This window comes from Lactococcus hircilactis, assembly GCF_009601015.1.
GTDB classification, from domain to species: domain Bacteria; phylum Bacillota; class Bacilli; order Lactobacillales; family Streptococcaceae; genus Lactococcus; species Lactococcus hircilactis.
In genome coordinates, this window is sequence record NZ_WITJ01000010.1 from 51,852 (window position 1) to 75,619 (window position 23,768).

Genomic DNA, 23,768 nt, shown 5'->3' on the forward strand with positions numbered 1-23,768 from the left:
AAAATTGGCGCAATAAGGTCGATTGCTAAAACAAGAATTTTTAGCGATAAATCTTATTTTTTCCAGTCATTTTTGGTGGCTAAAAAGTCGCACAAATCGCGATGATTAAAAACAATGGACTTAGAAATAGCATTTTTCACCTTCCAAGAAGTATGTAAAAGAAAATTTTGGCTGAAATTATTTGATGCGCACGAGTTCTTGTCCAAATTCGACCACGTCCTCAGTAGCAACTAAAATTTCTGTGATAACACCATCTTTAGGTGCTGGAACTTCATTCATCACTTTCATTGCTTCAATGATCAAAAGCGTCTGACCTTTTTTGACGGTATCACCAATATTTACAAACTGAGGTTTTTCTGGAGAACTCTTGAGATAAACAACCCCGACCAAAGGACTTTTGACAACTTCTCCTTGAGCAACTGCTTTGGGCTTTTCCTCAATTACTTCTTCTGTAAGTTCGACGCTATTTGTATCATAATTCTCAGGAATGCTGGTAGGAGTTACTGATGGAGCGCTGTAATTTTTTTCAAATGAGGAAGAGACTTGTCTTTCATTTTTGGACAAGTCAAGCTCACCTTGCGCATTTTTCCATGAAAATTCACGTAAACTAGAGTGATCAAACTTATCCATCAATTCTTTTACTTCTGAAATATTCATTTTATCATCTCTCCTTTTTATTTGCCCGTCCATTTTTTGAATGCAAGAACGGCATTATGACCACCAAATCCGAAATCTTGCGATAAGGCCACATTGATTGGGGTGCTTTGTCCTTCTTTAAGGACGACATTGATAGTCATATCATCATCAAGTACTTTAGTTCCTGCATTGACTGGTGCGTATTGATGCATGATTGAAAGGACAGTTGCGACAGCTTCAATCCCCCCTGTTGCCCCAAGTGCATGTCCATGAAGTGCTTTAGTTGAAGAAACAAAGGCACGATCTCCAATCACATTATGAATCGCTTTTGCTTCTGTTTCTTCATTTGCGTGGGTAGAAGTGCCGTGCGCATTGATATAATCCACTTCACTTGGTTCAATATTTCCTTCTTCGAGTGCCAATTTCATTGCATTTTCTGCACCTGTTCCTGACGGTGTCGTCATGTGAAAGGCGTCATTGGTACAACCATAACCAACAATTTCAGCTAAAATATTTGCGCCACGTGCTTGTGCGTGTTCCAAACTTTCCAAAATCAAAACACCAGCACCTTCACCCATGACAAAACCAGACCGTTCTTTATCAAAAGGACGACATGCAAGTGTTGGGTCGGATTCTTTCGTTAGAGCAGTCAAATTTGCAAATCCTGCGATTCCGATTTCACAAATCGCACTCTCAGCTCCTCCTGAAATCATCACATCAGCATAGCCGTGTTTAATTTCACGAAAAGCAGATCCGATTGCATTTGCTCCTGCTGCACATGCGGTTACTTCTGCACGAGAAGTGCCGCGCGCTCCAGTCCTGAGCGCTACATTTCCTGCTGCCATATTGGCAATAGCCAGTGGAACATATAAAGGAGCTACTTTTCGAGGGCCTTTATTTTCCATTGCAATCGAATTATTCTGCGTTTGTTCAAGACCACCAATCCCAGAAGCCATGATACAACCTAAACGATCATAATTTGTATTTTCTTCTGTGATGCCAGCCATTTCCATTGCGTCTAATGAAGCATACACTGCATATTGACTGAATAAATCCATTCTTCTGGCATCTTTTTTCTCAAAGTATTTTTCGAAAGGAAAATCTTTAACTTGTGCAGCAACAGAAATTCCTGTTGCTGTGGCATCAAAACGATCCAAAGGACCAATTCCTGTTTTTCCTGTTTTCAAACTTTCCCAGAAATCTTCTGGATTGTTACCGATTGCTGAAACGACACCGTAGCCTGTGATTACTACTCGACTCATTTTTTTCTCCTTTTAAATCTTATGTTGGGAAAATTCCCTAATATTACATGACCATCCCACCATCAATGGTGAGGACTTGTCCTGTGATATATTCTTGTTCTGCTAAGAAAAGTACAGTTTTTGCAACATCTTCTGGACTTCCAAAATGTTTCATTGGAATCTGATTGAGCATACTTCCTTTTATTTTATCCGATAAAACAGCAGTCATATCTGACTCGATAAAACCTGGTGCTACCGCATTGACACGGATATTTCTTGCGGCCACTTCTCGTGCAATAGATTTTGTCAGGCCAATGAGACCTGCTTTTGAAGCGGCATAATTGGCTTGTCCTGCATTTCCAATCAAACCAACAACAGATGAGATATTGATGATGGCTCCTTGGCGCGCACGTGTCATGGGCTTCAAAACGGCTTGGGTCATATTAAATGCACCCGTCACATTGATTTTTAACACACTTTCAAAATCTTCTTCTTTCATCTTTAAAGAAAGTCCATCTTTTGTGATTCCTGCGTTATTGACTAAAATATCTACTGAGCCAAGTTGGTCTGTTGCTTCTTGAACCATTCGTTTGGCATCGTCTAAGCTTGAAATATCTCCTGATACTCCGATTGCTTGAACACCAAAAGCTGTGAAGTCAGCTAAGGTTTCCTTTGAAATAGCTGAGCGTCCATTAATGATCACATTTGCACCACGTTTTGCAAACTCAAGAGCAATCGCGTGTCCGATGCCTCGTGTTGATCCTGTAATAAATACGTTTTTATTTTTGATTTCCATCGTTTACTCCGATTATTGATTTTTTCCTATCTCATTTCTATTTTCAAAAAATAATAAGAAAGGGATAAGCATTAAGTGAAACGCTTCTAAAGACAAATGTGACCGTTCATAAAACGTCAGAACTCGTCACTTTTGATTGATTTGATTTCTTTTTAATCTTGTATTTTTGTCAGTGCTTCAAAACTCGATAAATCTTCAACATTTGTAAAGTCGGCGGTTTTATCAATTCTTTTGATGAATCCAGATAAAATTTTCCCTGGACCAACCTCAATAAATCGCTCAACTCCCATATTTTTCATGGTTTCAATGGACTCATAAAAACGAACGGGTTCCATAACTTGTCGCGTAAGGAGTGCTTTTATTTCATCATGTTCCATGACTTGCGCGGTGGTATTTGAAATCAATGGGAGATTAAAGGAAGTAAAATTTGTTTTTTCTAATGCCACAGCTAACTTTTCACTAGCGGGTTTTAAAATCGCGGTATGAAAAGGTCCTGAGACTTTGAGTTCAATAAGTTTTTTACTTCCTTTTGCTTTGAGCAGCGCAACAGCATGATCTACTGCGTCTTTTTCTCCCCCGATGACAATTTGTCCTGGGGTGTTGTAATTTGCTGGACTGACAATCCCGTATTGACGCGCTTCATTACAGGCTTCTTCAATGATTTCAGCACTAGTATTCATGACGGCAACCATTTTTCCTGAACCGGTCGGTGCAGCTTGCGTCATATATTGACCGCGTTTTGCAACCAATTTTATGGCATCATCAAAGGTCAATGCTCCTGAAGCTACGAGTGCGCTATATTCTCCTAAGCTAAGTCCAGCAACCACATCAGGGCTTATGCCCGTTTCTTGCAATAAACGATAAATCGCGATTGAAGTGGCCAAAATCGCAGGTTGTGTATAAGCTGTTTCATTAAGTTTTTCTTCATCATGATCAATCAAGGCACGCAGATCATAGCCCAATAAGTGACTTGCGCGATCAAATGTTGCTTTAACACTGTCATATTTTTCATATAAATCGTAAGCCATGCCTAATTTTTGGGCACCTTGCCCAGAAAAAAGAAATGCAGTTTTCGTCATCTTTTTCACCATTTTTTATTTGAGTTGTCAAACTATATTTTTTTTAAAATGAAGAGGGGTTGATGAAAGAAAAAATTTCTCCCGATCCGACAGAATTCTGTCACCCCCTTTTTTCATTATTTTTTAAGTTCTTCAACGTAGTTTACAAGTTCAGCTACCGTTTTGAGATCTTGGTCAGTATCTACTTCAACTTCGAATTCGTCTTCGATATCATTGATAATTTGGAAAAGGTCAAGTGAATCAGCATCGAGCGCTTCAAATGTAGTGTCGAGCGTGATTTCTTCTTTGTCTTTACCAAGTTCGTCTGCGATAATATCTTGTACTTTTTCAAATACAGCCATGAGTTGTTTCTCCTTTTGAATATGATTTAGATGGTACTAAACCATTTTAATATAATTTTTATATATCCGCAACCCTGCGGGTTATACCTTTTTTAAATGTGGATGTTCGTCTATTTTTGAACAACCGATTAGAGCGTGATAATCATGGTTCCCCAAGTTAATCCACCACCAAATCCTGTCAGAAGGATTTTTTGATTTTGCCCTAATGATAGCTTACCATTTTCTAGCGATTCTGACAAGAGAATAGGGATACTTGCTGCACTTGTATTTCCATATTCTGCCATATTTTGTAAAAATTTTGATCTATTTGCAGATAATTTTTTTGCCATTTTATCAAGAATTCTTGAATTTGCTTGGTGCAAAAGGAAATAATCAATCTCATCTACTGTCAGCTGCGCTTTTGTCAGTACTGACAACATATTTTTTGGCACATCACGCACTGCAAAATCAAAGATTGCGCGTCCATCCATCGTGACGTGTGTGTTGAGTGGTGTGTGCGATACTGAAAAAGGCGATTGAACGGCGGTGAGTGATGACGTTAATTTGTCTCCACGGCTTCCGTCTGTTTGGAGCTGCTCAGCGATGACAAGTGGGCTTGTTCCCTTATCTTCAAGTAATACTCCCCCCGCACCATCACCAAATAGTACAGCAGTTGAGCGATCGGTCCAATCTAGTACTTTAGAAAAAACTTCTGCGCCAATGACAATTCCTTTGTGACTTCCAGCTTGAATCAGTTTTTCAGCTGTGGATAGGGCAAAAACAAAACCTGAACAAGCAGCGGTCAAATCAAATGCAAATGCGTGTGTTGCTCCGATTTTTCCTTGAACAATCGCAGCTGTTGACGGCATCATTGAATCTGGTGTAATCGTTGCAACGATGATGAAATCCAATTCGTCAGCAGAAAGATTTGCATTTTCAAGTAACCGTTTTGCAACCCTAATGGATAAATCAGAAGTGTTTTCTCCTGTCGAAAGATGGCGTGATTTAATTCCTGTCCGTGAATAAATCCATTCATCAGAGGTGTCCATCAATGTAGAAAGTTTGTCATTACTGACAGAATTATTTGGTGCAGCGTGTGCTGCTGCTGTAATTTTTGCAAACATTATTATTTCATGTTCTCCAATGAATTATGCAAATTGCCTAACTCACCCTCCAATTTATTTTCTGTTGTCCCGTAAATGCTATCAAAAAGGCTATCCGTGATATCGCTGAAAAACGCACGATGGCTGTCACATAGTTCATTTCCTTTTTCTTCAAGCCCAACAAAAATCACACGCCGATCCACTTTTGATGGGGTCCGACGAATATATCCTTTTTTTTCAAGCCGATTGAGCGTGATTGTAATCGTTGAAAGCGCCAGTTTTTGATCTTTGGCAATGTCTGTCGCACGACAACTTCCTAAAGCATGGATGAGCGTCAAGATTTGAAGCTCCTTGACGGTCACATCTGGGTTCTCTCGATCTTTGAGAAATTGTTCCTCTAAAATCATGAAATCATGGAAAAGTTGAATCAGCCATTCATTGACTTTATCAAAATCTGTTTTCATTTTATCTCCGATTTGTTAAGTAATATTTTACACTGCAAATCATTTCATGTATCAAATTATATCATAAAATTTTCATTTTGCAAGAATAAAAGGATACAAAAAAACTTGTCAGTACTGACAAATTTTTGTTTAGTGGTGCGATTTACTTGGGTTGACTTGCAATCATTTCTAACTGTCCTGTGATTTTCCATGACTCCACTGGACTTGGCAAAATGAAATGATCTCCTTTTTTTATGGATACTACTTGTCCATCAATATCAAGTTGACCTGATCCATCAAGGACAGAAACAAGCGTGTAATCCGCTGTTTTTTTGAAGTCATGATTTTTTGTAATGACCCATTTGAAAACATCGAAAAAATCTGATTTTACTAACGTTGAAAGTTCAGCACCATCAAAAGTTTCTACAGTAACTTTATTATCAGGCAACTGATCTCCAGGAATCGTCAAAACATCAATGGACTGCTGAATGTGCAACTCACGTAAATTTCCTTGTGCATCACGTCGATCAAAATCATAAACACGATAAGTCGTATCAGACGACTGTTGTGTCTCTAAAATGACGATGCCTGCACCAATCGCATGCATTGTTCCAGAGGGAACATGATAAAATTCTCCAACTTTGACAGGAACTTTAGTAAGCAGCTCATCCCATGCACCTGCATGGATCATCTCAGCCAGTTGCACTCTTGTTTTTGCGGTGTGGCCATAAACAATTTCAGCACCAGGTTTTGCAGAAATAATATACCAACATTCTGTTTTTCCAAGTTCTCCCTCATGCTTTTGACCGTACGCATCATCAGGGTGAACCTGTACAGAAAGCCAATCATTGGCATCCAAGATTTTTGTCAGCAATGGGAAAACGGATTCAGTACGATTTCCAAAAAGTTCGCGATGTTCAGCATACAATTTATCAAGGGGCATTTGTGCATAAGTCCCATTTTTAACAATGGATATCCCGTGCGGATGCGCTGAAATGGCCCAATATTCCCCCACTTTATCACTTGGCAAATCATAACCAAATTCCTTCAAATGCGTTCCGCCCCATATTTTTTCATGCAAAACCGATTTTAAAAACAGTGCTTCTTTCATCCTCTGTATCCTCTCAAACTAATTTTGTATTGTATAGACCTATTATATCACAAAAAAGAAAGCGCCGTCCAGATTAAATGAAAAACACTTTCAATTGAAAGTGCCGTTTCATTATTTGTTAAGTCCTCGTAATAATTCATCTATTTTTGAACCATATTCGACGGATTGATCTTGCTCAAAGGTCAAATCTGGAATTCTAAAAATGGACATCCGGTGTGCTAATTCACTTTTGAATAGCCCTGTGGCTTTATTAAGTGCAGTTTGAGCTTTTTGATGATCCGAAGCCAAATCTGACAAGAGACTGTAATAAACTGTGGCTTGTGACAAATCTCCTGTAATCTGAACATCGGTAATATTCACGTCTTGAACCCGAGGATCACGCACTTTGTTACGCAAAATATCATTAATTTCACGCTGAATTTCAACAGCAACACGATCACTGCGATAAGAATTTCCCATTTTGATTTCCTTTCATTACAAATTCATTTCTTTTTTTCTGTCAGCACTGACAGTATCCCATTTTTAATTCTTGTCAGTGCTGACAAAACATGAAACGCGTCATTTTATTATTTTCGTTCGATTTCAACCATTTTGTAAACTTCAAGCGTATCATCAACGGCAACATCATTGTAACCTTCAATCATCAATCCACCTTCTTGGGCATTTCCGACTTCTTTGACATCATCTTTAAAGTGTTTCAAGCTGGCAATCGCGCCATCAAACAAAACAACGCCTTCACGAATGACACGGACACTCGCATCGCGTGCCACTTTTCCACGGACCACCATGAATCCAGCAATTGTACCGACTTTAGAGACGGTAAAGACTTCACGAACAATGGCTTCTCCTGTGATTTCTTCTTTAAATTCTGGATCAAGCATGCCACGCATCGCAGTTTCAACTTCTTCAATGACCTTATAGATGATGTTGTGAAGACGAATATCGACATCAGCACGTTCGGCTTGTTCCCGCGCAATTCCTGTTGGACGGACGTTAAACCCAACAATAATCGCATTTGACGCTTCAGCTAACGCAACATCAGATTCAGAAATTGCTCCCGCTGCTGCATGGACAATATCCACACGCACACCTTCCACCTCAATTTTTTGAAGTGAAGCTGCTAAAGCTTCTGCAGAACCTTGAACATCTGCTTTGATGATGATATTGACCGTTTTAGTTTGTCCTTCTTTAAGCGTATCAAAGAGGTTGTCAAGACTGACACGACGTGTGTTTTTGCGTTTTTCAAGTTGCGCATGTTTTGCACGATTTTCACCGACACTACGTGCGGTTTTTTCATCTTCAAAGACTGCAAAATGGTCTCCCGCTTGAGGCATTTCATTTAATCCAGTCAATTCAACTGGAGTGGATGGTCCTGCTTCTTTCACACGACGCCCACGTTCGTTAATCATCGTCCGAACACGTCCAAACGTATTTCCGACAACGACTGGATCTTGAATGTGCATGGTTCCTTGTTGAACCAGAAGCGTTGCAATCGCTCCTTTTCCTTGGTCAAGACGCGCTTCAATCACTGTACCAATCGCACGGACAGTAGGATCAGCTTTTAATTCTTGAACCTCAGCGACAAGAAGCACCGTATCTAAAAGCTCATCCAAATTTTTATCGTATTTTGCAGAAATTTCAACAAATTCAGATTCCCCGCCCCAAGCAGTTGAAACGACCCCATGTTCAGCAAGCTCTTGCATCACACGAGAAGGATTTGCACCAGGTTTATCAATTTTATTAACCGCAACAATAATTGGAACATTGGCCGCTTTAGAGTGGTCAATAGCTTCAATGGTTTGAGGCATTACACCATCATCTGCTGCAACAACTAAAATCGTAATATCCGTCACAGAAGCACCACGCGCACGCATTGAAGTGAACGCTTCGTGACCTGGTGTATCCAAGAATGTGATTTTCTTACCATTTGCTTTAATTTGATACGCTCCGATTGCTTGAGTGATTCCACCAGCTTCGCCTTCTGTCACATGAGAATTACGCAAATGATCAAGCAACGTTGTTTTCCCATGGTCAACGTGTCCCATGATTGTTACAACAGGAGCACGTTCTTCCATTTTATCCTCATTGAGGTATCCTTCTTCAACAAAAAGACGCTCAATATCTGTTTTATCTTCTTCGACTTTTTTGATGGCCTCAACGCCATAATCCATCAAAATTAATTCAATCGTTTCTTCATCAAGTGATTGATTTTGATTGACCATCGTCCCCATCATAAAGAGCTTTTTGATAATTTCAGCTGGTTCACGTTTGATGGCTTTTGCAATATCTTGAACGTTCATTCCTTCTTGGTATTCAAGACTTTCAGGTAATTCATGGAATTTACGCTGTGTTTGTGGTGCGGCTTGTGAAACGAATTTAGTATTTCTTCCTTTTCCGCGCTTATTTCCAGCATTCCAATTTGAATTTCTGGCGTTACGCACCTGATTACGATTATCATTGACATGAAGTGGACCACCTTTACGATTGCCCTCTCCAGATTTATCGTGCTCGCTCTTCTTTTTATCGCGCTCACGGTCACGACGACTGGTTTTTCCTGTGACAGGCGCAGCAAATGTTTCAGTCGTTGAACTTGGTTTTTCAAATTTGTTTCCAGAACGATTTTGACCTTGCGTATTTCCCTGAGGCCGTTTTTTATCATAATGCCCTTGGCCTTCTTTATTTTGTGGTCTGCGATTATCTCCGTTATTATTGCGATGATTGCGATCGAAAGACTTATGCTCAGATTTTCGTTTTTCAGCAGCAGCATCTGCCTCTTTTTTGATGTCCTCTGCACGTTTGACAACTTTGATTTGAATTCTTGGTTTTTTACCAAATTTTGGTTTTTCTTCTTTTTTGGCAGTTTCCGTTTTTGTAACGATGTTTGTTTCACTCTTTTCATTTTTTTGTTCATTCGCTGCCAAATGAGGTGTATTTACACTTCCTTGAACGACTTTTGGCGCTTTTTTTGGCTGCTCCGTGCGAGCTGCTGGTTTTTCTTTTACGTGAGCCTCATTTGATGTTTCCTGAGCTGCTTTGGCCAATTTTGCAGCTTTTTCTGCTTCTTCTTTGGCTTTAATTCTTGCTAAAATCGCTGGATCTTCAACGATTGCTTTTCCAGCAAACGTCCGCGCTTGGGTGTTTGTTTCTTTAGGCGCTACTTTTTTTGTTGATGCGGGTTTGGCAGGTGCTGTTTTCACGCCGCCTTCTTTTGCTTTTTCAACAATTTTTTTTGCATCTCCTTCTGAAACTGAGCTGGAATGTGATTTCACTTCCAATCCAAGTGCTTGCGCTGCATTCACTAAATCTGAATTTGACAATCCTGTTTCTTTTGCTATTTGATTAATTCGCTTTTTATCAGACAATTTTGTCCTCCTTTTTTTGGATCCACTCGCTCAAAAGAACCCTCTAAATTCTGGTTTTTCTTTTTTTAGCTGGCGAATTTCTCCCTACTTATCATTCTGTCATGAGGCTCTCCATTTTCTTTACAAATCCATCATCTGCAATTCCTACGACCTTACGATGTTGGCCAATTGCTTGTGATAGTTCACTTTCTGAGAAGGTTTGGCAAACCACAACCTCATAAAACTTTGATTTATCGATCATTTTTTTTGTCAAATTTGACGCTGCATCGTTTGCAAGAAAAATCAATTTTACGCGTCCATTTTGAATCGCTTTGGTCACTAATTCTTCACCAGTAATCGTTTTTCCTGCGCGTTTTGCAAGTCCTGCCAAATTAAATAATTGTTGTTTTTTATCCATGTTTTTTAGTCATAATCAGGAGCTTGTTCAGCTGAATAAGTGGCCTCTAACAAGGCTTTTCGTGCCACTTGATGTTCCACATACGCAATCAACTCATCATAAAAAGCATCCGCAATTTTAGCTGAAAACGCGCGATCAAACACTCGCTTTTTCTTTGCCATTTGTGCTTCACGATTTTGTAGAGCAATATAAGCACCGCGCCCATTGGCTTTGCCATTTGGGTCAATTGAAATTTCGCCTGCTTTCGTATAAACAACACGAAGCAGTTGTTTTTTGGGAAATTGCTCGCCTGAGACTAAAGATTTTCTCATGGGAATTTTTTTTTGCTTCATCAAAAATCCTCGATTTTATCTTTTTATTTTGAAAAATGGATCATGCTTCATTGTCAGTACTGACAACGTCCTCAGATTCAAAAACCTCACCTTCAAATTCCTTGGTGTCAAGGGCATCTTCAAGCGTTGCATCATCTTCTGTTTCTGTCACGAAGTCATAATCATCCATATTGAATTCTTCAGCAGATTTAATGTCGATTTTACTGTTTGTAACATGTGCTGCGAGACGAACATTTTGACCACGTTTTCCAATCGCCAAGGACAATTGATCCTTCGCCACTACCGCAAGAGACGCTCCATCTTCAGTAATCAGTACTTGCTCGATTTTAGCTGGTTTCAATGCATTTGCAATCAATGTCGCTTTGTCATTTGAAAATTCGATGATGTCCATTTTTTCGCCAGCGAGTTCACGAATAATGCCTTGAATCCGTGCTCCTTTTGCTCCAACCATTGTCCCAATAGCATCAACATTTTCATCATGTGATTGAACAATGACCTTTGCGCGATCTCCAGCATCTCGTGCAATGGATTTGATCTCAACAGTACCATCAAAAACTTCTGGAATATCTTTTTCAAACATCCGCTTGAGCATATTTGGAACAGTACGTGAAATGAACACGCGCGTTCCTTTTGGTGTCAAGATAACATCTGTCACATAGACTTTCACGCGATCCCCCACATGATAACGTTCTTGAGCAATTTGATCTTTTTTCGTCAACAGCGCATCGACACGGCCCAAATTCACGTAAACCGCACGATTGTCAATTTTTTCAACCGTTCCTTGAATAATTTCATCTTTATACCGTGAATATTCATTGTAAATGATTGTTCGTTCTTCTTCACGCATTTTTTGCATGATCACTTGTTTAGCCGCTCCAGCAGCAGTTCGCGCAAAATCCTTAGGCTTTTCTTCAAACATGATTTTATCGCCAATTTCATAATGTGGATTTAATTCAAGCGCATCTTCCAAACTGATTTCCAAACGGCTATCAAACACTTCATCAACGACTTCACGCGTTGAATAAACGTTGAAATTTCCCTTTTTCTCATCAAAAATCACTTTGACATTTTGCGCTTGACCATATTGACGTTTGTAAGCTGCTGTGATTGCTTGTTCGATCGCATCAACCACAATCTCCATCTTGATTCCTTTTTCTTCTTCCAGCATTGCAAAGGCGTTCAGCATTTCTTTGCTCATTTTTTTCTCTCTTTCTTCGTAAAAATAACTTTTTTTCTGATCCATGACAACATTTTTTCTTGTCAGTACTGACAGAGCCCGATTTCCCTCAATATTAGCCTTTGTCAGTACTGACAAGAAAAATTTTTATCCGATGCAAAAAAATGATTTAAAATTTTACCATTGTTTGTGCTTTTGAAATCAACTCAAAAGGAATCACAACCGTTTTATGCCGCGTTTTATCCAACACATCAAGCGTCAAAACATGACCATCAAAATCAACGGCATCACCGGAAAATTCTTTGATTCCATCCAATTTCTGATAAAGTTTAACAAAAACAAACTCGCCAATCGCTTCTTTAAAATGCTCTGGTTTTTTTAACGGACGTTCAGCGCCTGGACTTGCGACTTCCAAAAGATATCCCTCTTTTGGAAATGGATCAGGAGACAAACGATCAAGAAGTGGTGAAATCAACTCACTCAACTCCCCTGTTTCATCAATCGTAATTCCTCCCAAACGATCCACTAAAATCCTCAAAACCATGTCTCCACCAAATTTTTCCCATTCAATCGCATGTAAAACAAACGGTTCAGGCAAATATGGACGAAGATAATCCTCTACAACTTCTGTAATATCTGACATCATTCTCCTCTCCAAAACGCGACAGAGAAGGAGCGCTCTTTCGAACGCTCCTTTCTAATAGTTTTTTATTTAAATCTATTATAACATAAAACCAATTTTTGTCAAGCATTATTATTTCTTTTGCAAAAAAAGTTGCGGAGAAAAAGAAAGTAATAAAATAATCACAATCTGACAAACCGTAAATGCGCCAAAAAAGCCCAAATTTTCTTGATTGATTGATCGAATAATCGTAAAAAAAGTATTGAACGGATGCAAAATTAAATCCCATGAATTTAATCTCAATTGTTCAGAACGCCCAACAAAAATACCAATCGAACTCAAAAACGAAATCACAAATACAAAAAACGCGCGCAATACTTTATAAGGAACAAAACGCGTCACTATCAATTGAATTGACCATGCCCCCAAAACCACACCAAAAATGATGCCAAAAATCAACAAATTAAAATTAATGAGCGTTCGAAATTGACTCAAACGATGCACCATTGTAGGATCCAACCAATCAACAAAGTGCTTTGCATCCGTCAGTACATAAAATGTATTCGGATAAAAAATGAGCCATAAAAACGCAAATCCAATTTGAGCTCCTTTTTTTGACACCTGACACGAAAAATATGCAAAATCATAAGCTAAAAGCGCTAAAAATACGTTCCACGTCATGCTCATTGGAACATTCACCTCAACATGTAAACTGATTTTTCCATAAAAAAGGAGCGAAAATGCCATACAAACCAGCACAAATAGCACGAAAAAGCCTTGCAAATATAAAAATTTTTTATCTCTTAACATGCCCTAAATTATAGCACACTTTTCTTAAAATAAAAAAAGCGCCAACTGATGTGCGCATCCTGCCTCGCTTTTTCTTATTTTGGCAACAAGGCGACGTATTGCTCTAGTGAGAGATGATGTGCCGTCATATAGGTCGCATTCTCCACACCAACATAGCGATAATGCCAATCTTCATAATCAACCCCGGTTGAAGCTTCCATCCCCTTTTGAAAATGAAGAATAAAACCATAGTGCGGTGCAATAGCCATCACTTTTTGAACCACTGTAGGATCACTCGCATTCAAACTATCAACTGTACTCATATCAATCGCTAACCCTGTGTTATGTTCTGACATTCCAGCAGGTTGTGAGTACGTATTTACATTTTGAATCGCTTGCGCTTTTGAAATTTCTTTCCCAGTTGAATTAACCGTCCCATCTCCTGACATTTCTTGCGCTACATACATGTTATACAACTGACTTTGATAAGCCACCGAACGATAACCCGAGATAAAATGTTCATCCGGATCAATTGATTTAGCTGCAGCTAAAAATGCTGCCGCAGCTTGAGCGATCCGTGCATTCACATCTTTGCCATCCACTTGTGCTAGAGGAGGATTTAACTCTCCTTTTGGATTATTTTTGTTCACAATGATTAAATCCCAGTCACTTTGATGGGCTTGAGGCAAATCACTACTCGAACTCGAACTAGTACTGGTGCTTGTGCTTGAACGAACACTACTTTTTGAACTTGAGCTTTTTTCTGACGTTTGATTTTGATCACTTGAACTTAAACGCGCATTTGTTTTCGTTTGTGTCGTGAACACCGCTTGATTTTTATACCATCCTATTGCAATGATTAAAATCAAAACAATGAATAGCGCAAAAATCGACCATAGCATTTTTTTATTTTTTTTCATGAGCCTTTTCTTACTTTTCAGTCCTGTTTTCAAAACAAAATGAAACTTTATTAATTATATAATAAATTTTACCTTTAGTAAAATGGATTGAAAAAATCTCTGTACTTGACTTTCTGCAAGACTTAAGCGCCCTCACTTCTTGACAATAAAATCACACAGATCACGACCAAAAGCATCGCAAAAATTGAAAGTGGCGTCAAAGCAAGTCCAAACAATGGGACACTCACTAAAACAGACGTTAATGGTTCTGTTGCTGTTGCCACATTCACGACCAATGGCGACACAAACTCTGTCGCTTGCAACCAAATCAAAAACGCAATCGCAGTCCCAAGAATCGCAATAGATAAAATATAAAAAATCGATAACGCTTCAATTTTAAAGTTTATTTTCCAAAATGGATGAATGAAATTACTTCCAATACCAGCTAAAATCATGCCCCAACCAGCGACATTCACAGAGCCATATTGTCTCAAAATCCGCCTTGGCGCAAGCGAATAAATCACCACAGCGACAGCCGCAAGACCACCCGTACACAATGCTAAAATACTGATATTCAAGTGATGCACATCACCATTAGAAATCAGCAAAAAAACACCAAACATCGCACCTAATACGAGTAAAGTGGACTTTAATTTTGGAAGTTTTTTATTAAAAAACGCCCCATAAATTAAAATAAAAACAGGCGAAGTATATTGTAAAATCGTCGCTGTAGCAGAATTAGATAATTGAATCGTAAAATAATAAAAAAATTGCACAGAAAAAATGCCCCCAAAAGCATAAAGCAATAAAACCGGCCAATTCTTCTTTTCCTTAATCAAATTAAAAAATAAAGTTTTAGATTTAAAATAAGAAATTCCTAACAAAATCATTCCCGCGACCAGCAATCGAAATGAAGTAATCCACAATGCATCTCCATGATAGGCTTGGAAAAAAAGTTGCCCAAATATCCCTGAAATACCCCATAAAATGCCTGCAAATATTGCAAGCATTGTTCCTTTAAATATTTTTTGTTGATTCGTCATATCCTTTATTATACACTAAACTTGATTCTTTTTTCATTATCAGAAATGAAAAAGTCTCATTTTTTTATTAAATTAATATTATTTTCTCCTAGCGCCTCAATAAAAGCAGCATCATGTTCAATGATTAGCATTGAAGGACTAAACGTTTTAATGAGCGTAATGATTTGCTCATGATTAAACACATCCAAATAATTAAGCGGTTCATCCCAAACATAAAGTTGTGCTTTTTGAGCTAAACTTTTAGCTAACTCGACTTTCTTTTGTTGCCCTTGACTCATCGTTTCAATTCTTTGATCAAATACGCTGCGCTCCATCCCAAGTTTTCGCAAATGAGAATAGAAGGTTTCAATCTCTATGTGATTTTCTCCTGCAAAATCTCGCAACGTTCCCTGATGTTGAGGCATTTGATCTACATAAGAGATTTGAAGAGATGAGACTACTTCTAGTTTCCCTTTTATTTGTCCATCAAAAATCCCTTTAATGGCTTTCACAATACTAGACTTTCCAGTTCCGTTTTTTCCAGAAAGAACGAGGTGTTGTCCCCTTTCAAGTTTAAAATGAATCGGCTCAAACAAATCATGATCATATCCCAAGGTAAAATCCTCGCAAGATACTAACACTTTATGAAAATCAGGAAAAAAATTGAGAGATAAATCATCTATTTTTTCAAGATTTTTAAGTAATTTTTCCTTTTGTTCAATCTCTTCATTCATTCTGTTTTCCAAATTTTTAGATTTCTGCATCATATTTGCAGCTTTACGTCCTAAAAATCCCTTATCGATCCGCTTCGTTTCTGTATCAAACCCTCGTTTTTTTCGAGATTTTGTCATTTCCAGATTTTTTGACCATTTTTCTTTTTCTCTAGCTGTTTTTTTTAGACGAGAAATATCTTTTTTTAACTTTTCATCTTCAAAAAGTTCAAACGCATCTCGTAACTTTTTTTGTTCCTCATATGTTGAAAAATTCCCTTGATGAAGCAAAATTTGTTTTCGCTCAATCACCAAGATATGATCACAAATTTCATCTAAAAACTGTCGATCATGTGATGCGACGATAAATCCTGATTTTTTCTTGAGATAATCCGCAACTGTTTTTCGACTTTCCAAATCCAAATGATTTGTCGGTTCATCAATCAAAGGAAAATTCCCCTCCTCTAAAAATAATAGAGCCAATAAACACTTCGTCTGTTCTCCACCAGAAAGCGACTCAAAAGGACGCCACAACAATTCAATAGACACCTCTAAAAGTTTAAGCTCACGTTCTAATTTCCACTGCTCAAAACTTGCGCACTCATAAAGAAGTTCCAGCGTTAAAAGTGATGATTTTCCTTTTATATCTTGAGGAAAATACACAAAATTTTCTTTTATCGTCTTTAAAGTTTCAGTTTTAAGAGCACCAGATAAGAGTTTGAGTAGGGTTGTTTTTCCTCGTCCGTTGCGTCCTACTAATCCCAATCTCCATTTTTTATCCATATTAATCTGAGCATGGTCAAAAATAAGCGCCTCTTGATATCCAAAAGTTAAATTTTTGATTTCAATATTAGACATTGCACACCTCCACTAGGTTGTGAAGGTCAATCAAATCCCACTTCTTCTAGGACCGTTTTTTGATGAGACGTGTGTATTTTGTTTGGTCGCCTTGTCATTAAAGTGTCCTTTTTGTTTTTGCTTTGAAGTAAATGTCGATTGACCTTGTTTTATTTTTTCTAATCTTTCTTGGATTTCTTTTTGTTTTAAGTTCATTTTTTCTCCTTCTTTTGTGATGTTACAACGAAAAAACTCTTCTCATGACATCGCATGAAAAGAGCTTTTCCCTATACTTTTTCCCTCAAAAAGAAGGCGCACTAGATCAAGTCCATCTCACTAAAATGTCATGAACGCACACAAAAAAACAAGATTTAAAGTTACTGTATTTTTTTGGATGCAATGTGTTCAAGACATTCTTATTTCAATAGACCATACCACCTTCGTTAATTTAAGAACATTATAACAGATGGATTTTATTTTGTCAAAAAATAAAAAACCACTAACGTGATTTTTCTAATTTCTTCTTTGAGAACGTTTTGCTTTTTTTGCATTTAATTTATCCCGTCCTTTGTCTATTGACGCTTGTTTAATAACACCTTCTGGAATTTGATTATATTTCATTGAAAGCACTAAAGCAAGGCCAATCATATTGGACATCAAGGCGGATCCTCCTTGAGAAATAAATGGAAGTGGGATTCCTGTCAAAGGAACAACACCAATCGCCGCACCAATATTTTCAAACACGTGGAATAAAATCATCATGATAATTCCTGTTGAAATATAAGTATAGAATTGATTATTTGATTTAAACGTCACTCGGATCATCCGATAAATCAACATGAAATATAAGAAAATCAAAAATGTTGACCCCACAAAACCAAAATCCTCAGCAATAACAGTAAAAATCATATCCGACTCTCGCACTGGGACTTGAACATTAGCCACTCCAATACCATTCCCCCAGATGCCACCAATCCCAACAGAGATCAATGATCTTGCTTGTTGGAGACTAAATGTTTGCATATTAGCAAATGGATCAAGCCAGGCTTCAAAACGCTGTACTTGATAAGTCGCAAAACTTGTTTTTTCCAAAAACGCTTGTCCAGCAGGATTGGCGACGAGCGCGACTATGCCCCCTGCAACACCACAAACAAACACGAGTGCTGGAATAATTATTTTCCAACTCACTCCAGAAACTAAAATAACTCCTGCTAAAATAACCACAAACACTAAAAATGTCCCAAAGTCTCTCTGGAAAATAGATAATAATGCAACGGGAACTGTAGCAAGCAATAACCATCCAATTAATTTAAAATCATCTTTTAAACTTCGCTCATCGACCTTATTTTGAAAATTTACAACTAACCTGCTAATAAAAAGGATAAAGGCGATTTTCATAAATTCTGACGGTTGAAAGAGATTGTGTCCGCCAAAGGCGACCCAGTTTTTTGCTCCTGTTAATTTCACCGTTTGAGCATCATGAAAAAAGATGGGAAGAACATTTAAAAAGAGTCCGAAGCCATAAATATAAGGAGTCAATTTCCATAATAATTTTGAATCCAAATGCATGACAATAAAAGCAATCACGGATCCAATAAGTACCCAAATGGCTTGTTGTGCCACCATTTGAGTGGCACGATTGGCATGGTCATGAGAAACCGCCACATAAAGGGCATATAAACCGATGAGGATTAATAAAAAAGCAGGCAATAAAAGGGCATAATCAATCCGATTATCGATCGAAAAGCGTGTGTTATTTTTTTTACTCAAAACTAGCTCCAATGTATCAAACTTATTCACGACATGAACAAGTTTTTATCTCTAAAATCAATATCTCTATTATACATTTTTTCATTTGATTTAGGGGGATTTTTTGTTATTTCTTTTTGTTTTATTTTTTACAAAAAAATCCGCACTCCTGCGGGTTTTATAAAATTTTTTCTAAGAAGCCCCCACCATAAATCAAAAGATACGAGTAGGCTAAAATCGGGATTGGTTTACATAAAATCATGGTCCAAAAGAGAAAACGCCAACTCATTTTTGTTTGACTCGCAATTAATACTAAGGCATCATCTGGTGCAATTGGAGATAAAATGAGGAGTGCAAAAATAATATTGAATTTTCTTTGTCCTTTTTGAACCCAGCCCATGTATTTACGATAGGCCTTTTCTTTAATGAAGGTCTGAACCAGAGATTGTCCATATTTTCGTCCAAAATGAAAAAGCAAAAAAGAACCCAGAACAATCCCCACATAATTATAAATAAATCCCCAAACAGGGCCAAAAATCAAAACACCTGCTGCCATTGTAAATCCACCAGGGATGATGGGAACAATCACTTGAATGATCTGCAAACAAAAGAAAATCAATGGTCCTAAAAAACGATGAGCTAAAATCAATTGTTGCAAGGCAGTTTGATTTTGAAAAACACCCATTCGCCAGAGATAAACGGCCCCTATAATTGTTGCAACGAAACCTAATAAAGTGATGATATTAAAAATTCTTTTGATATATTTTAAAACATTATCGTTCAAAAAAGACCCTCACTTATTCTCATGATTTACTTAACGTTGGTGTGTTTCTGATTGAAGATGTGCTAAGTAGGCTTCGTTTTCTTCTACCCATCCATCTAATAATTTGCCTAGTGGTTTAAATCCGATTTTCTGTCTTGAATCAGTAAAGTGCTTTTTATGATAGAAATGATGAATTTGTGGATTTTTCTCCAAGCTTCTAATCGAAAGACTTATTTTTTTATTGTATTCGTCGATGTCGATGATTTGGGCATCCATTTTTTGCCCAATGGTCATCATCTCGCGGATGTTTTTAACAAAACCAGACTGAACTTCTGAAATATGGATTAATCCTTTTTGCTCTTTTGATTTAGGATCTTCTTCAATGAGTTTGACAAAAGCCCCGTAATCTTGAAGTCCAATCACCTCAATCCGTACAATATCGCCTATTTTTTGCTCTTTCATTTTTTATTTCTCGATGATGTCAATGGAAGTAATCACAACGTCATCAACAGGTTTATCCTGAATGCCTGTTTCAACAGAAGCGATGTCATCCATCACTTTAAAACTTTCTTCGTTGGCTAATTGTCCAAAAACAGTATGACGACCGTCTAAATGAGGAGTTCCTCCCTTGGTGTAACGTTCTGCAATTTCTTCTGGCCATCCACCTTCAACTAATGCTTCTTTTGGATAAGGGAGGTTTTGATTTTGAACGATAAAAAATTGAGAACCATTGGTATCTGGTCCTGCATTTGCCATTGATACTGCCCCTCGGATATTGAACGCATTCAATGAAAATTCATCTTCAAATTTATCCCCATAAATGGAACTTCCCCCCATCCCTGTCCCTGTGGGATCTCCGCCTTGAATCATGAAATCTTTGATGATTCGGTGGAAAATAACACCATCGTAATAGCCTTTTTTTGAGAGTTCAACAAAATTTTTCACAGTTTTTGGAGCTAATTCATCAAATAATTTAATGGTCAAATCACCATGGTTAGTGTGCATGATGGCTGTTGTTGCGTCAAAGTTTTCGATGTCGATTTGTGGATAAGTCATATTTTTTCTTTCTAGTGCTTGGTTTAACTTTATTTTGATTTTTAATCAATGATTTTGAGGGCGCGAAGTGCTTTTAAAATGCCGTCATTTTCGATAGTTTCTGTGATGTAATCTGCTTTATCTAAAATTTCTTGATGAGAAATTTTCATTGCAACAGATAATCCTGAAAGATCAAAAAGTTCACGATCATTTAATTCATCCCCAAAATTCATCATGTTTTCTGGTTTTAAATCTAACCGATCTAATATTTTTTTACAGCCGTCAGCTTTTGAGCCATGAATCGGAACGAGATCTGATGAATATTCATGCCAACGGACCATTCTAATTTGTTGCTTAAGTGATTCTGTTAATTCGATCTGATCATCATGATCTGAGAGAGATAACATTTGATAGACATCATGGTTAAGATAATAATTTTTATTTTCTTTAAGTGTGCCATAAATCGGATGGATTGCACTGCTTGCAATTTCATTCCACTGGGAGACGTATAATTCATCTGATCCAACAAAAGCATATTCACTGTGATTCGCTTCAAGCCAATCCATCATTTCTTTTACTGTTGCTTTTGAATATGGATTTTTAAAAATCACATTTTTTTGCGCATCCATCACAAAAGCACCATTGATGGTGACAAAGTAATCAGGATTTAGTGCTTTAACTTCTGGGACGACGCCGTATAAATTTCGTCCTGTCGCAATTCCTGTCAGGATTCCTTTTTGATGCAATTTTTCAAAAACTTCAGTGATTGAATCAGGCATATAAGCGGTCGTTTTTACTCGGAGCGTATCATCAATATCAAAAAAAATGATTTTGATTTGCTCTGCTTTTTTGATTAATTCTTCCATTTCGCTTTCCAAACTTATTATTAATTCATATATTATATCATAATTTAAGGTTTTGGTCTTTTTCTTAAACGAGATGGTGCGAAATTGCATAAATCGTTGCTTGGGTGCGATCTGTTACTTCTAATTTATTAAAAATGTTAGAAACGTGTGTTTTAACCGTTTTTAAACTGATAAAAAGAGCATCTGCGATTTCTTGATTGGACATTCCTGTTGCTAGAACTTTGAGGACTTCAAGTTCACGTTTTGATAAATCATCATATCGTTCATGTTTCCGGTGCTTTTGTTGCGCAATTTTTTCTTTGACTGCTTCTGATAAGACATCTTCTCCATTCGCTACTTTTCGGATGGCATTTGCGATTTCTGCAGCTTGAGAGGTTTTTAAAATATACCCTTTTGCCCCCGCTGAGAGCGCAGGAAATACTTTTTCATCATCAATAAAACTTGTCAAAATCAGAATTTTTGCTGAGGGATTTTTTTCTAAGATTTTTTGTGTGGATCCAATCCCATCCAAGCGATCCATTACCAAATCCATCAAAATCACATCTGGATTTAGTGCTTGTGCTTTCAAAAAACCAGATTCTCCGTCTGCAGCTTCTCCAACAACCTCAATGTCAGGTTGAATGGTCATGAAACTTGATAATCCGAGTCGAACCATCTGATGATCATCCACAATTAATAATTTAATTTTTTCCATTGTTTATTCCTATTTTCATTTTAATGCCTCATCTTTGGCAGTTTTTGGGATGCGGATTTCTACGGTTGTGCCTTGATTGGGTGCTGAGATCACTTTGGCATCTCCTCCAAGAAGGAGTGCACGCTCTTTTATATTTGCTAAGCCATAACTTGCCGTTTTATCACTGGTTGTGGGATCAAATCCAACACCATCATCAGCAATCTTTAAGACTATATTACCATAATTTTCACGTAATATCACTTCAATATTCTCCGCTTGTGAATGTCTTAACGTATTACTGAGAATTTCTTGAGCCATCCGAAAGAGATTGTCTTCGATATTGCTTGTGGTTTCAATATCAGCCAATTTCACATTGATATTTGCTGATATTTTAGCTTGTAATTCGTCTGTCAGTGCTGACAGCCCCTCACTTAACGTTTTTCCGTCCAATTCTACTGGCCTGAGGTGCAATAATAGCGCACGCATTTCATTTTGCGCAGAGTGTAAGACTTTTAATACGAGGTTTGTTTGCGTTTCAATTTGTGCTTTCGTGAGATTTTGTGTGGATTCTGTCACTGATGACAAAATCATCGTCGCAGCAAAAAGTTCTTGGCTGACAGAATCGTGCAACTCTCTTGAAATCCGTTTGCGTTCTAATTCAATGATTTCTGCTTTATCTGCTGATTTTTGCTGAGATAATTCTTGAAGTTCTGTGGACATTTCGATAATTTTTTTATAAATCACTTTAAGTTCTGCATTTTCAGGGAGCAGATTTTGCTCTAGCCGTTTTGCGTCGGTTTCAAATTTTTGCTGAATCAGGAGATTTTCATAATAATTGAATAGCGTAAAAATCAACGCAAGAATCGCGGCAATCGAAATTAAAATCCATAAGCCATAAATATGCGTACTCACATTTCCCATCATTTCTGACATTCCCATACTCTGGTTATTGTTGAGTAGCACAAAAAGGAGTGCGTACACTCCTAAAATGATGAAAAAAATAGATAAAAATGTGGTTACTATTGAACGTTTCATTGTGGTCCTAAATCTATCATTAAAATTATCCGTGGACAATTTCAACATTTCCTGTTTGAACTCTGATTGTGATACGCACGCGCTTTTTAAAATGCTGCGTCGGATCACTAAAATATCGAATATTTCCAGCGTTAATTTTTGCTGCTTCATCAAAAATCTTGACAATTCCTGTGTCCACGGTGATATCAAGAATGACTTCTACATCTTTTGGCACAATAATTTTAGTGTTGCCAGAATTCTTCTTGATGGATAACGCATTTCCAGCAGGACGATAATTGAGTGTGTCAAGATCAATAATATCATTTCCATTCGCTTTTGTCAGCTCTTCTTTTGGTGCTTCAGTGTCATCTTGAAATTCTTGATAAAAATTTCTCGGTCCACTTTGATCTTCCATGCGCGGATTATTTTTCCAAAAAACAAGGCACATGATTGCAGGGAAAAAGACAGCAGCCCAGAACCATCCGACACTAAATAAAATCAATGCTGAGATAATCCAAAATACGGCACTGATGAGACGAAATATTTTTGCCCGTGAACGATTTGCAAGAAATGTAAACACGAGCGCTAAGAGCACCATAAGCCACATGTGCGGCGTTTTTGCAATGTGAATAAATAAAGCTACCAAAATCAATAACTCTATTCCAATTATTACTTTCAATCGTTTAGTCATACTCATATTGTACCAAAAAATATGCCCTTCTCACTCAGACTAAAGCCTTATTTTATATTCTGTCAGTACTGACAGCTCATTTTTTATTTCTGTCAGTACTG

27 protein-coding genes are annotated in these 23,768 nt (G+C 37.6%); all 27 read right to left on the minus strand.

Annotation, left to right across the window (positions count from 1 at the left end; translation table 11 throughout):
• Positions 1-177 precede the first annotated feature (177 nt).
• Entirely contained in the window at positions 178-690 is a 513-nt protein-coding gene (gene accB, locus GHI93_RS08090) for an acetyl-CoA carboxylase biotin carboxyl carrier protein (RefSeq protein WP_425481761.1), read from the minus strand.
• A complete protein-coding gene (gene fabF / locus GHI93_RS08095; RefSeq protein ID WP_153496548.1) occupies positions 675-1,898 on the minus strand; it encodes a beta-ketoacyl-ACP synthase II in 1,224 nt (407 codons plus the stop codon). Before fabF ends, accB begins: the two co-directional genes overlap by 16 nt.
• Positions 1,899-1,941: 43 nt before the next feature.
• The gene (gene fabG, locus GHI93_RS08100; RefSeq protein ID WP_153496549.1) at positions 1,942-2,673 is read right to left on the minus strand and encodes a 3-oxoacyl-[acyl-carrier-protein] reductase; all 732 of its coding nucleotides are present in this window, start codon (positions 2,671-2,673) and stop codon (positions 1,942-1,944) included.
• 152 nt (positions 2,674-2,825) lie between these two features.
• Positions 2,826-3,752 carry an ACP S-malonyltransferase gene (fabD, locus tag GHI93_RS08105; protein ID WP_153496550.1) on the minus strand — a complete coding sequence of 309 codons (927 nt, stop codon included), beginning with the start codon at positions 3,750-3,752 and terminating at the stop codon, positions 2,826-2,828.
• Between the two features lie 116 nt (positions 3,753-3,868).
• A complete protein-coding gene (locus tag GHI93_RS08110) occupies positions 3,869-4,093 on the minus strand; it encodes an acyl carrier protein (RefSeq protein ID WP_153496551.1) in 225 nt (74 codons plus the stop codon).
• 128 nt (positions 4,094-4,221) lie between these two features.
• A complete protein-coding gene (locus GHI93_RS08115; RefSeq protein ID WP_343030349.1) occupies positions 4,222-5,199 on the minus strand; it encodes a beta-ketoacyl-ACP synthase III in 978 nt (325 codons plus the stop codon).
• A complete protein-coding gene (locus tag GHI93_RS08120; RefSeq protein WP_153496553.1) occupies positions 5,199-5,639 on the minus strand; it encodes a MarR family winged helix-turn-helix transcriptional regulator in 441 nt (146 codons plus the stop codon). The genes GHI93_RS08115 and GHI93_RS08120 overlap by 1 nt, the downstream gene beginning before the upstream one ends.
• 142 nt (positions 5,640-5,781) lie before the next feature.
• The gene (gene manA, locus GHI93_RS08125) at positions 5,782-6,729 is read right to left on the minus strand and encodes a mannose-6-phosphate isomerase, class I (RefSeq protein ID WP_153496554.1); all 948 of its coding nucleotides are present in this window, start codon (positions 6,727-6,729) and stop codon (positions 5,782-5,784) included.
• 111 nt (positions 6,730-6,840) lie between these two features.
• Positions 6,841-7,188 carry a 30S ribosome-binding factor RbfA gene (rbfA, locus tag GHI93_RS08130; protein ID WP_153496555.1) on the minus strand — a complete coding sequence of 116 codons (348 nt, stop codon included), beginning with the start codon at positions 7,186-7,188 and terminating at the stop codon, positions 6,841-6,843.
• A gap of 107 nt (positions 7,189-7,295) precedes the next feature.
• Positions 7,296-10,091: a translation initiation factor IF-2 gene (infB, locus tag GHI93_RS08135; protein WP_153496556.1), complete on the minus strand. Its 2,796-nt coding sequence runs from the start codon at positions 10,089-10,091 to the stop codon at positions 7,296-7,298.
• Positions 10,092-10,182: 91 nt separating this feature from the next.
• Positions 10,183-10,488 (minus strand): YlxQ-related RNA-binding protein, encoded by a 306-nt coding sequence (locus GHI93_RS08140; RefSeq protein WP_153496557.1) that lies wholly within the window; start codon positions 10,486-10,488, stop codon positions 10,183-10,185.
• Positions 10,489-10,493: 5 nt separating this feature from the next.
• The gene (gene rnpM, locus GHI93_RS08145; protein ID WP_153496558.1) at positions 10,494-10,820 is read right to left on the minus strand and encodes an RNase P modulator RnpM; all 327 of its coding nucleotides are present in this window, start codon (positions 10,818-10,820) and stop codon (positions 10,494-10,496) included.
• 40 nt (positions 10,821-10,860) lie between these two features.
• Positions 10,861-12,018 (minus strand): transcription termination factor NusA, encoded by a 1,158-nt coding sequence (gene nusA / locus GHI93_RS08150; protein ID WP_153496610.1) that lies wholly within the window; start codon positions 12,016-12,018, stop codon positions 10,861-10,863.
• Positions 12,019-12,166: 148 nt separating this feature from the next.
• Entirely contained in the window at positions 12,167-12,643 is a 477-nt protein-coding gene (gene rimP / locus GHI93_RS08155) for a ribosome maturation factor RimP (RefSeq protein WP_170272420.1), read from the minus strand.
• Between the two features lie 108 nt (positions 12,644-12,751).
• Positions 12,752-13,306 carry a DUF1361 domain-containing protein gene (locus GHI93_RS08160; RefSeq protein WP_211368886.1) on the minus strand — a complete coding sequence of 185 codons (555 nt, stop codon included), beginning with the start codon at positions 13,304-13,306 and terminating at the stop codon, positions 12,752-12,754.
• 197 nt (positions 13,307-13,503) lie between these two features.
• Positions 13,504-14,328 carry a M15 family metallopeptidase gene (locus GHI93_RS08165; protein ID WP_153496561.1) on the minus strand — a complete coding sequence of 275 codons (825 nt, stop codon included), beginning with the start codon at positions 14,326-14,328 and terminating at the stop codon, positions 13,504-13,506.
• A gap of 122 nt (positions 14,329-14,450) precedes the next feature.
• Entirely contained in the window at positions 14,451-15,350 is a 900-nt protein-coding gene (locus GHI93_RS08170; protein ID WP_153496562.1) for a DMT family transporter, read from the minus strand.
• Between the two features lie 56 nt (positions 15,351-15,406).
• On the minus strand, positions 15,407-16,897 hold the full coding sequence (gene abc-f / locus GHI93_RS08175) for a ribosomal protection-like ABC-F family protein (protein WP_153496563.1): 1,491 nt from the start codon (positions 16,895-16,897) through the stop codon (positions 15,407-15,409).
• Positions 16,898-16,927: 30 nt separating this feature from the next.
• Positions 16,928-17,092, minus strand: a complete 165-nt coding sequence (locus GHI93_RS12850; protein WP_170272422.1) for a hypothetical protein — start codon at positions 17,090-17,092, stop codon at positions 16,928-16,930.
• Between the two features lie 297 nt (positions 17,093-17,389).
• The gene (locus GHI93_RS08180) at positions 17,390-18,646 is read right to left on the minus strand and encodes an FtsW/RodA/SpoVE family cell cycle protein (RefSeq protein ID WP_153496564.1); all 1,257 of its coding nucleotides are present in this window, start codon (positions 18,644-18,646) and stop codon (positions 17,390-17,392) included.
• Between the two features lie 157 nt (positions 18,647-18,803).
• Positions 18,804-19,409, minus strand: a complete 606-nt coding sequence (locus GHI93_RS08185) for a TVP38/TMEM64 family protein (protein ID WP_153496565.1) — start codon at positions 19,407-19,409, stop codon at positions 18,804-18,806.
• A gap of 30 nt (positions 19,410-19,439) precedes the next feature.
• Positions 19,440-19,850: a CvfD/Ygs/GSP13 family RNA-binding post-transcriptional regulator gene (locus tag GHI93_RS08190; RefSeq protein ID WP_153496566.1), complete on the minus strand. Its 411-nt coding sequence runs from the start codon at positions 19,848-19,850 to the stop codon at positions 19,440-19,442.
• Positions 19,851-19,853: 3 nt separating this feature from the next.
• Positions 19,854-20,444, minus strand: a complete 591-nt coding sequence (locus GHI93_RS08195) for a peptidylprolyl isomerase (protein ID WP_153496567.1) — start codon at positions 20,442-20,444, stop codon at positions 19,854-19,856.
• 41 nt (positions 20,445-20,485) lie between these two features.
• The gene (locus GHI93_RS08200; protein ID WP_153496568.1) at positions 20,486-21,289 is read right to left on the minus strand and encodes a Cof-type HAD-IIB family hydrolase; all 804 of its coding nucleotides are present in this window, start codon (positions 21,287-21,289) and stop codon (positions 20,486-20,488) included.
• Positions 21,290-21,353: 64 nt separating this feature from the next.
• Entirely contained in the window at positions 21,354-21,983 is a 630-nt protein-coding gene (locus tag GHI93_RS08205; protein ID WP_153496569.1) for a response regulator, read from the minus strand.
• A 15-nt stretch (positions 21,984-21,998) separates the two neighbouring features.
• Entirely contained in the window at positions 21,999-22,997 is a 999-nt protein-coding gene (locus GHI93_RS08210) for a sensor histidine kinase (RefSeq protein ID WP_153496570.1), read from the minus strand.
• A gap of 25 nt (positions 22,998-23,022) precedes the next feature.
• A complete protein-coding gene (locus GHI93_RS08215) occupies positions 23,023-23,667 on the minus strand; it encodes a LiaF domain-containing protein (RefSeq protein WP_153496571.1) in 645 nt (214 codons plus the stop codon).
• Positions 23,668-23,768 lie beyond the last annotated feature (101 nt).

Coding starts and splice junctions, on each gene's coding strand:
- GHI93_RS08215 (WP_153496571.1), bottom strand. CDS start 23,667: ATGACTAAACGATTGAAAGTAATAATTGGAATAGAGTTATTGATTTTG.
- fabD (WP_153496550.1), bottom strand. CDS start 3,752: ATGACGAAAACTGCATTTCTTTTTTCTGGGCAAGGTGCCCAAAAATTA.
- nusA (WP_153496610.1), bottom strand. CDS start 12,018: ATGAGCAAAGAAATGCTGAACGCCTTTGCAATGCTGGAAGAAGAAAAA.
- fabF (WP_153496548.1), bottom strand. CDS start 1,898: ATGAGTCGAGTAGTAATCACAGGCTACGGTGTCGTTTCAGCAATCGGT.
- GHI93_RS08120 (WP_153496553.1), bottom strand. CDS start 5,639: ATGAAAACAGATTTTGATAAAGTCAATGAATGGCTGATTCAACTTTTC.
- accB (WP_425481761.1), bottom strand. CDS start 690: ATGGACGGGCAAATAAAAAGGAGAGATGATAAAATGAATATTTCAGAA.
- GHI93_RS08200 (WP_153496568.1), bottom strand. CDS start 21,289: ATGGAAGAATTAATCAAAAAAGCAGAGCAAATCAAAATCATTTTTTTT.
- abc-f (WP_153496563.1), bottom strand. CDS start 16,897: ATGTCTAATATTGAAATCAAAAATTTAACTTTTGGATATCAAGAGGCG.
- rimP (WP_170272420.1), bottom strand. CDS start 12,643: ATGATGTCAGATATTACAGAAGTTGTAGAGGATTATCTTCGTCCATAT.
- fabG (WP_153496549.1), bottom strand. CDS start 2,673: ATGGAAATCAAAAATAAAAACGTATTTATTACAGGATCAACACGAGGC.
- GHI93_RS12850 (WP_170272422.1), bottom strand. CDS start 17,092: ATGAACTTAAAACAAAAAGAAATCCAAGAAAGATTAGAAAAAATAAAA.
- GHI93_RS08205 (WP_153496569.1), bottom strand. CDS start 21,983: ATGGAAAAAATTAAATTATTAATTGTGGATGATCATCAGATGGTTCGA.
- GHI93_RS08160 (WP_211368886.1), bottom strand. CDS start 13,306: ATGAGCATGACGTGGAACGTATTTTTAGCGCTTTTAGCTTATGATTTT.
- manA (WP_153496554.1), bottom strand. CDS start 6,729: ATGAAAGAAGCACTGTTTTTAAAATCGGTTTTGCATGAAAAAATATGG.
- GHI93_RS08210 (WP_153496570.1), bottom strand. CDS start 22,997: ATGAAACGTTCAATAGTAACCACATTTTTATCTATTTTTTTCATCATT.
- GHI93_RS08195 (WP_153496567.1), bottom strand. CDS start 20,444: ATGACTTATCCACAAATCGACATCGAAAACTTTGACGCAACAACAGCC.
- GHI93_RS08165 (WP_153496561.1), bottom strand. CDS start 14,328: ATGAAAAAAAATAAAAAAATGCTATGGTCGATTTTTGCGCTATTCATT.
- rbfA (WP_153496555.1), bottom strand. CDS start 7,188: ATGGGAAATTCTTATCGCAGTGATCGTGTTGCTGTTGAAATTCAGCGT.
- GHI93_RS08190 (WP_153496566.1), bottom strand. CDS start 19,850: ATGAAAGAGCAAAAAATAGGCGATATTGTACGGATTGAGGTGATTGGA.
- rnpM (WP_153496558.1), bottom strand. CDS start 10,820: ATGAAGCAAAAAAAAATTCCCATGAGAAAATCTTTAGTCTCAGGCGAG.
- GHI93_RS08170 (WP_153496562.1), bottom strand. CDS start 15,350: ATGACGAATCAACAAAAAATATTTAAAGGAACAATGCTTGCAATATTT.
- GHI93_RS08110 (WP_153496551.1), bottom strand. CDS start 4,093: ATGGCTGTATTTGAAAAAGTACAAGATATTATCGCAGACGAACTTGGT.
- GHI93_RS08140 (WP_153496557.1), bottom strand. CDS start 10,488: ATGGATAAAAAACAACAATTATTTAATTTGGCAGGACTTGCAAAACGC.